The organism is Flavobacterium sp. IB48, assembly GCF_016405855.1.
Lineage (GTDB): Bacteria > Bacteroidota > Bacteroidia > Flavobacteriales > Flavobacteriaceae > Flavobacterium > Flavobacterium ginsengisoli.
The window spans coordinates 262,812-271,217 of the sequence record NZ_JAEFCA010000001.1 but is presented as its reverse complement, the minus strand read 5'-3'; the positions used below and the strand labels follow the sequence as shown (position 1 = coordinate 271,217).

Sequence of the window (8,406 nt, the reverse complement as noted above, 5' to 3'; positions counted from 1 at the left end):
CCGTCTTTCTAGGTTCGAGTCCTAGTAGACCAACAGAAAAGCCTCTCAGAAATGAGAGGCTTTTTTTATTGTGTACATTTAAAATAAATGCTTGTTTTGTTAGGGTGTTGATTTTTAGCTGTTTTGGTTTTTATTTGTGGTTTAAGGACGACGGGACAATTCCAAATTTCTTTTTAAATGAAAAAGAAAAATGCGAGAGATCTTCAAAACCAACTCCAATATATACGTCTGATGGCAGATTTCCTTGGCTAATTAAATAATAAGCTTCTTGAAGTCTTTTGTTTAAAAGCCATTTTCCCGGCGTTTGCTGAAATACTTTTTGAAAATCTCTTTTGAATGTGGCAAGACTTCTTCCGGTTAGATAAGCAAATCGATGCATTTGAACATTAAAGTGGAAGTTTTTGTTCATAAAAGCTTCCAGGTCGATTTTGCCAGGTTCGTTAAAATCAAATAAAATATCTTTTAATTCTGGATTTACTTTTAATAAAAGATGAATAGCTTCTTTAATTTTTAAATTGAATAAAGCCTCGTTGTTTTCTTGTTCTACTTCAAGGTAAGAAATCAACGACTCCATAAAAGATTTGTAAAGTGGGTGAGGTGCTAATGAAAACATAGCTTCTGAATCGGATTTTTTATCTGATTTTAAATTGTATTCTTTGCTGATTTCTCTTAAAATTTCCTGATCAAGAAAAAGAGATATAGTTTTGAATTCTCCTCCTTCGGGCGGAATTTTAGTAAACTTTGCTAAATGATTTCTTCTGCTAAAACGAAAATCTCCTGGTTTGGTATGGAAAGTGTTTTTGCTATCAGAAGCAATCATTTCGCCAGAAATTTGATAGCTAAAAACATGTTCTGGTATAAAATGTTCGCCTTCGCGACTGCGTGAGTAATAACACGAGTAGAGAATTTTAGACTTTGTATTTGGTTTGGTGCTCATAATTGTAAAAATACTAAAAGATCTGGAAATCTTTGCTGTTAAAGATTTCCAGATTGATGGAGATTATTTTTGCTGAATTAATGCTCTAGGTTCTAAATAAGCCTCTAATCCAAGTGTTCCAAATTCACGTCCAATTCCAGATTGTTTAAATCCGCCGAAAGGAGCCATTGGGTCGTGACCAATTCCATTTATTTGTACACGGCCTGCATTGATTTGCGAAGCTACTCTGTGTGCTCTTTCAGAATCCGAAGAGTTTACGTAAGCTTGTAATCCGTAAGTGGTGTCATTGGCGATTTCAATAGCTTCTTCTTCCGTTTTGTATGTAATAACAGATAAAACAGGACCGAATATTTCTTCTCTTGCAATACGCATCTGATTGTTTACGTTGATAAAAATAGTTGGCTTGATAAAATTTCCATTTTCTAACCCTTCGGGTTTTCCTAGTCCGCCAGTCAATATTTCTGCTCCTTCGTTAATTCCAGCTTGAATGTATTCTTGAACGCGATTGTATTGTTTTATGCTAACCATTGGTCCGATCGCAGTATTTTGATTTTTAGGATCGCCAACAATAAGGTGTGAAACAGTTTCTTTGATTAAAAGCTTTGTTTCTTCTAATTTGTTTTCTGGAATCAATAGTCTAGTTCCGGCAATGCAAGCTTGTCCGTTGTTCATGAACGCTGCGCCCATTGCAAGTGGAATTGCTTTTGAGAAATCGGCATCGTCTAAAATAATATTTGGAGATTTTCCGCCAAGTTCAAGAGTAACTCGTTTCATAGTGTTGATAGCTTCTTTTGCTATGATTTTTCCAACATTAGTTGATCCTGTAAAAGAGATTTTGGCGATATCTGGATTTCGGCTAATTTCGGCGCCAACGATTTCTCCTAAACCATTTACAATGTTGAATACGCCTTTAGGAAGATTGGCTTCGTGAAGGCATTCGGTAATTAATTGTGTTTGCTGAGCACTCATTTCACTTGGTTTGATTACAGTTGTGCATCCGGCAGCAATTGCCGTGGAAAGTTTGCTGCATATAAATCCATTGCTTGAATTCCAAGGAATGATAATTCCAACAACGCCAATAGGGGTCATCTGAACTTCGGATTCTCCCATTGTTTTGATGAAGCTGTAGTTGTTAAGAAGGTTGATGGCTGAATCAAAACTTTTTAGTATATAATCGTAGCTTACGCTTGCAAATTGAAATGTTCCGCCATATTCTTCCGTCATAACATTGATAAAATCGTCTTTTCTTTTTTCGATAGAAGATTTAATGTTTTTTAAATATTGGATTCTTTCCGAAGTTGTGGTTTTTGAAAAAGTTTTGAAAGCATTTTTGGCTGCTTCAATTGCTTTTTGTGTGTCTTCGGTGTTTCCTAAAAGAACTTTTCCGAGTGTTTTATTTGTAGTCGGGCTAATAAGGTCAAAATATTCTTTTCCTTTAGGAGTTGTAAATTCGCCATTAATGTAAATTTTGTCTATTGTTTTCATGTTGTTGTTTTTTAATGATTTTCTATTTGACAAATTTCTGCATTATCTACGATGGCTGTTTTGTTGTAAGGCTCAGTTAAGCTTTGTTGAGAAGCTCAATTTTTTATTGTTTTTGCAAAAAAAAAGCTTCTCGTTTGAGAAGCTTTAAAGAGAGTATTTTAAAATTAATGTTAGATTTTTAAAGTGATAACAGGTTTTACGGCATGATTTACCAAGCCTTCGCTAATGCTTCCATTGAAAAAATGTGCGAAACCAGTTCTTCCATGTGTGCACATTCCGATAACATCGGCGTTTATTCTGTTAGAGAAATTAATGATTCCTTTTTCGATATTGGTGTCATTGTAAATTTGAGTCGTATAGTTGTTAATGTTAAATTCGGCAACAAAATCGGCCATTGCTTTTTCGCTAACATGAGTTGGTTTGAAACTGTTTGGAGTGCAAATAGTGACTAAATGTATTTTTGAATCAAATAGTTTGGTGAAATTTAAAAGTTTTTCGAAAGGTTTTTTTGCTTCTTCTGAAAAATCAGATGCGAAAACAATAGTAGAGGCATTAAAATTTGGAATATTTTTCTTGATGACCAAAACAGGGATTTCTGAATTTCTAACTACTTTTTCGGTGTTAGAGCCTATTAATAGTTCTTCGACGCCAGAAGAGCCGTGAGATCCCATGATAATTAGATCAATATTGTAATCTTTACTTATTTGCGTGATTCCGTGTATTGGTTTGTCCATTTTTACAATTTCAGTTACCGGAATTCCTTCTAGGTATTCTCTAGAGGCGATTTCATCAAGTGTTTCGTTTGCTTTTTTCATAAAAAGCATAGTTTCGGGGATGCTAGTTCCGCCAACTATGGCATCGTTTGATTGCTGTGGCAATTCAAGCATATGAAGAAGAATAAGTTCAGAATTGTTCTTTTTTGCGATTTGAGCGGCAACTTTTAAAGCGTCTTCTGCATGTTCTGAGAAGTCGGTAGGTACTAAAATTCGTTTCATGATTTGAGGGTTAAAAATTATGAATAATTCTGTGTTTTAATGCTATTATAAAGATAAGAAATTATTTTAGAGCAATCAATTTATTTGATTTATAAAAAAAACACTATATTTGCACTGTTATTTATTAAAATCTAAATAATGAGGGGACTAAGTGTCCCCTCTTTTTATAAAATTATGACATTTAAAGAAAAAGTAAACGGATTAATTGCGGAAGCTCTTCTGGAAAAACCATCAATCTTTTTGGTTGATTTGGCTGTTTCGGATTCTTTTAAAATTAGTGTCGGTTTAGACGGAGATAATGGAGTGGCGCTTCAGGACTGTATTGATATCAGTCGTGCAATCGAAAATAATCTGGATCGTGAAGAACAGGATTTTTCGCTTGAAGTAGCATCAGTTGGAGTAGGAACACCTCTGAAAATGGTAAGACAATACAAAAAAAATGTTGGTAGAACGTTGATTGTTACCACAAATACAGAAAAAATTGAAGCAGAATTGGTTGAAGCTAATGATGTTTTCATAATTTTGTCTTGGAAAGCAAGAGAACCGAAAAAAGTAGGAAAAGGAAAAGAAACAGTTCAAAAAGAGCAACAAATACCTTATACAGAAATTAAAGAGGCAGTTGTTACGGTAACATTTTAATTTTAATTAAAAAATTCGCATGGAAAATTTAGCATTAATCGATTCATTCTCAGAGTTTAAAGATAATAAACTTATTGATCGTGTAACGCTTATGGCAATTTTAGAGGACGTATTTAGAAATGCATTAAAGAAAAAATACGGTTCAGATGAAAATTTCGATATCATTATAAATCCTGATAAAGGAGATATGGAAATCTGGAGAAGAAGAGTAATTGTTGCCGATGAAGACCTTGATTTTGAAAATGAAGAAATTACATTGACTGAAGCAAGAAAAATTGAAGCGGATTTTGAAATAGGTGAAGAAGTTTCTGAAGAAGTAAAGTTGATTGATTTAGGAAGAAGAGCTATCTTAGCGCTTCGTCAGAATCTAATATCTAAAATTCACGAACACGATAATACAAATCTTTATAAGCAATTTAAAGATATTATTGGTGATATTTATACAGCTGAAGTGCACCATGTGCGTCCAAGAGTAGTTATCTTAGTTGATGATGAAGGAAATGAAATTGTGCTTCCAAAAGAAAAGCAAATTCCATCTGACTTTTTCCGTAAAGGAGATAATGTTCGCGGAATTATTGAAAGCGTTGAATTGAAAGGAAACAAACCTCAAATTATTATGTCTAGAACTTCAGAAAAGTTCTTAGAGAAATTATTTGAACAAGAAATTCCAGAGGTTTTCGACGGATTGATTACTGTGAAAAATGTAGTTCGTATTCCTGGTGAAAAAGCAAAAGTAGCAGTTGATTCTTACGATGATAGAATTGATCCAGTTGGAGCTTGTGTGGGAATGAAAGGTTCTCGTATTCACGGAATTGTTCGTGAGCTTGGAAATGAAAATATTGACGTAATTAACTATACAAACAATATTCAATTATTTATTACAAGAGCATTAAGCCCTGCAAAAGTTTCTTCTATTAAAATTGATGAAGAAAGCAAAAGAGCTGAAGTTTTCTTGAAATTAGAAGAGGTTTCTAAAGCAATTGGTAGAGGTGGTCACAATATCAAATTAGCTGGTCAATTGACAGGTTATGAATTAGATGTTATTCGTGAAGGCGATGTGGCTGGAACTGTTGCGGATGAAGATGATGTTGAATTAACAGAGTTTTCAGATGAAATTGAAGAGTGGGTAATTGAGGAGTTTGCAAAAATAGGTTTGGATACTGCAAAAAGTATCTTGAAACACGACGTAGAAGATTTAGTAAGGAGAACAGACCTAGAAGAGGAAACAATTCTAGATGTTATGAAGATACTAAAAGAAGAGTTTGATAGCTAGGCAATAGCTGACCATCTGCTCTAACAACACACAACGAAAAAGGTAATAATAAAAAGGTTATATGTCTGAAGAGAGAGTAATAAGAATAAATAAGGTTTTAAGGGAATTAAATATTTCGTTAGAAAGAGCTGTAGATTATCTAAAAGATAAGGGAATTGCTATTGATGCAAATCCTAATGCAAAAATTTCTGATAGTGAATTTAATATCCTTCAAAGCCAATTTGCGGGCGATAAGGGGAATAAGGAGGCTTCTAAAGAGGTTGGAGAAGAAAAAAGAAAGGAAAAAGAAGCGTTACGTGTAGAACGTGAGAAAGAAATTGAAGACAAACGCAGACAAGAAGAAGAGCGTCAAAAACAGCAAGAAATAATTAAAGCAAGAGCCGTTGTTTCGGGGCCTGTGCAAGTCGGTAAAATTGACTTGAATCCTAAAAAACCTGCCGTTACTCCTTCTGAGGAACCAGCTAAGGTTGAAGAGCCAAAAGCTGTTGTTGCGCCTGTGCAACCAGAGAAACCTGTTCAAAACGAAACAGTTAAATCTGAACCAGTTGTTTCTAGTCCTGTTTCTGAAACAAAAAAAGAAGAACCTATTATTACTGAGAAAAAAGAAGTTAAAGCAGAATCTAAAGTTGCGCAGGAGCCAATAGTGTCTACTGATCCAACAACTTCAGAGGAAACTATTACTACTCAATACCAAAAGCTTACAGGAACAACTCTTACAGGTCAGACAATTGATTTATCTCAATTTAATAAGCCTAAGAAAAAGAAAGAAGATCCTAAAGCAGCTCAGAATAAACCTGGAACTCCTGGAGTTGGTAATAATAACAATAACGCAAATAATAAAAATAAGCGTAAAAGAATTGGTCCAAAACCGGGTACTCCTGGTGCGCCAAAACCTGCTACAGGAAATGCGCCTGGAACACCAAATTCAAATAAACCAACTCAAAACAATAATGGTGGAGGTTATAATGCTAATAGAAGCCAAAGACCTGGTTTTGTAAAAGGAAACCGTCCTGCAATTGTTGCTAAAGTTGAGCCAACTGAAGAAGAAGTAAAAAACCAAATTAGAGAAACTCTTGAAAAACTTCAAGGTAAAGGAGGGAAATCTAAAGCGGCTAAATATAGAAGAGATAAAAGAGAAACGCACCGTCAGAAATCTGATGATGAGCAAAGAGCACTTGACGAAGGAAGTAAAACAATTAAAGTTACAGAGTTCGTTACGGTTGGTGAAATTGCAATCATGATGGATGTGCCGATTACTAAAGTAATTGGAACTTGTATGTCTCTTGGTATCATGGTTACCATGAACCAACGTCTAGATGCTGAAACATTAACTATTGTTGCAGATGAATTTGGTTACGATGTTGAATTCATTACAGTGGATATTGAAGAAGCAATAGAAGTTGTAGAAGATAGAGAAGAAGATTTAGTAACAAGAGCACCAATTGTGACAGTAATGGGTCACGTTGACCACGGTAAAACATCTTTACTGGATTATATTCGTAAAGAAAATGTAATTGCTGGTGAGTCAGGAGGTATTACGCAGCACATTGGAGCGTATGGAGTTACTTTAGATAATGGACAAAAAATCGCATTCTTAGATACTCCAGGTCACGAGGCGTTTACCGCGATGCGTGCACGTGGAGCTCAAGTTACAGATATTGCGATTATTGTGGTTGCGGCGGATGATGATATCATGCCACAAACAAAAGAGGCAATTTCTCATGCACAGGCTGCAGGAGTGCCAATTATATTTGCAATCAATAAAATTGATAAACCAAATGCTAATGTTGATAAGATTAAAGAGCGTTTGGCTGGTATGAATTTACTTGTTGAAGATTGGGGTGGAAAAATTCAGTCACATGATATTTCTGCAAAAGTTGGAACAGGTGTTAAAGAGTTATTAGAAAAAGTTTTATTAGAAGCTGAGATTTTAGATCTAAAAGCAAATCCAAATAAAGCAGCTCAAGGAACTGTTGTTGAAGCTTACTTAGATAAAGGAAAAGGATATGTATCTACGATTTTAGTACAACAAGGTACTTTGAAAATTGGAGATTATATGTTGGCTGGAAAACATCATGGTAAAGTTAAAGCAATGCATGATGAAAGAGGGCATACTATTTTAAGTGCTGGTCCTTCGACTCCGGTATCTGTTTTAGGTTTAGATGGAGCTCCAACAGCGGGTGATAAGTTTAATGTATTTGAAGACGAAAAAGAAGCAAAACAAATTGCATCTAAACGTTCTCAATTAATGCGCGAACAGTCTGTTCGTACCCAAAGACATATTACGCTTGACGAAATTGGACGTCGTATCGCTCTTGGTCAGTTTAAAGAATTAAATGTAATTCTAAAAGGAGACGTGGATGGTTCTGTTGAGGCGTTGTCAGATTCGTTCTCTAAACTTTCTACAGAAGAAGTTCAAATTAATATTATCCATAAAGGAGTTGGTGCAATTACAGAAACCGATGTTAACTTAGCTTCTGCATCAGATGCGATCATCATTGGATTTAATGTTCGTCCTGCTGGAAATGCTAGACAACTTGCGGATAAAGAAGAAATTGATATCCGTTACTACTCTATCATTTACGCTGCGATCGATGACTTGAAAGATGCTATGGAAGGAATGTTAGCGCCAGAAATGAAAGAAGAAATTTTAGGGAATGCTGAAATTCGCGAGATTTTCAAAATTTCTAAAGTGGGTTCAATTGCTGGATGTATGGTGACAGATGGTAAAATCTTAAGGACTTCTAAAATTAGAGTTATTAGAGATGGAGTTGTGGTTCATACAGGTGAGCTAGTTGCTTTAAAACGTTTCAAAGACGATGTGAAAGAAGTAACTAAAGGTTATGATTGTGGTATCCAAATAAAAGGATTTAATGATATCGAAATTAATGATGTTATTGAAGCGTACCATGAAGTAGCAATCAAAAAGAAATTGAAATAAAATTCAATTAATATAATTAAAAGCCTTAATGTAAATTGAGGCTTTTTTTGTGTTTATAAATTTGAGATGTGATGGTGTAGAATGATTTGAGGTAAATGTGTATTTTTAACTCATTTAAATTTTAGTAAGTTGAATA

Annotated in this window: 6 protein-coding genes; 3 read left to right on the top strand and 3 right to left on the bottom strand. The window is 34.6% G+C overall.

Annotation, left to right across the window (positions count from 1 at the left end):
* Window positions 1-130 precede the first annotated feature (130 nt).
* The 3 genes from JC605_RS01230 to JC605_RS01220 all read right to left on the bottom strand — a co-directional run bounded on the left by JC605_RS01230 (window position 131) and on the right by JC605_RS01220 (window position 3,417).
* Window positions 131-937, bottom strand: coding sequence for an AraC family transcriptional regulator (locus tag JC605_RS01230; RefSeq protein WP_198854509.1), 807 nt, complete (start codon window positions 935-937; stop codon window positions 131-133).
* Between the two features lie 63 nt (window positions 938-1,000).
* Window positions 1,001-2,422 (bottom strand): aldehyde dehydrogenase family protein, encoded by a 1,422-nt coding sequence (locus tag JC605_RS01225; RefSeq protein WP_198854508.1) that lies wholly within the window; start codon window positions 2,420-2,422, stop codon window positions 1,001-1,003.
* 170 nt (window positions 2,423-2,592) lie between these two features.
* Window positions 2,593-3,417, bottom strand: coding sequence for a universal stress protein (locus JC605_RS01220; protein ID WP_198854507.1), 825 nt, complete (start codon window positions 3,415-3,417; stop codon window positions 2,593-2,595).
* Between the two features lie 174 nt (window positions 3,418-3,591).
* Here JC605_RS01220 and rimP point away from each other — a divergent pair, with 174 nt between their 5' ends.
* The 3 genes from rimP (at window position 3,592) to infB (ending at window position 8,270) form a co-directional block, all read left to right on the top strand.
* Window positions 3,592-4,056, top strand: a complete 465-nt coding sequence (rimP, locus tag JC605_RS01215) for a ribosome assembly cofactor RimP (RefSeq protein WP_198854506.1) — start codon at window positions 3,592-3,594, stop codon at window positions 4,054-4,056.
* A gap of 19 nt (window positions 4,057-4,075) precedes the next feature.
* The gene (gene nusA / locus JC605_RS01210) at window positions 4,076-5,329 is read left to right on the top strand and encodes a transcription termination factor NusA (protein ID WP_125722262.1); all 1,254 of its coding nucleotides are present in this window, start codon (window positions 4,076-4,078) and stop codon (window positions 5,327-5,329) included.
* A 61-nt stretch (window positions 5,330-5,390) separates the two neighbouring features.
* Entirely contained in the window at window positions 5,391-8,270 is a 2,880-nt protein-coding gene (infB, locus tag JC605_RS01205) for a translation initiation factor IF-2 (protein ID WP_198854505.1), read from the top strand.
* The last annotated feature ends 136 nt before the right edge of the window (window positions 8,271-8,406 follow it).

What these genes read in the sequence shown, in the direction of transcription:
- rimP (WP_198854506.1), top strand. Translation starts at nt 3,592, where the DNA reads ATGACATTTAAAGAAAAAGTAAACGGATTAATTGCGGAAGCTCTTCTG.
- nusA (WP_125722262.1), top strand. Translation starts at nt 4,076, where the DNA reads ATGGAAAATTTAGCATTAATCGATTCATTCTCAGAGTTTAAAGATAAT.
- JC605_RS01230 (WP_198854509.1), bottom strand. Translation starts at nt 937, where the DNA reads ATGAGCACCAAACCAAATACAAAGTCTAAAATTCTCTACTCGTGTTAT.
- JC605_RS01225 (WP_198854508.1), bottom strand. Translation starts at nt 2,422, where the DNA reads ATGAAAACAATAGACAAAATTTACATTAATGGCGAATTTACAACTCCT.
- infB (WP_198854505.1), top strand. Translation starts at nt 5,391, where the DNA reads ATGTCTGAAGAGAGAGTAATAAGAATAAATAAGGTTTTAAGGGAATTA.
- JC605_RS01220 (WP_198854507.1), bottom strand. Translation starts at nt 3,417, where the DNA reads ATGAAACGAATTTTAGTACCTACCGACTTCTCAGAACATGCAGAAGAC.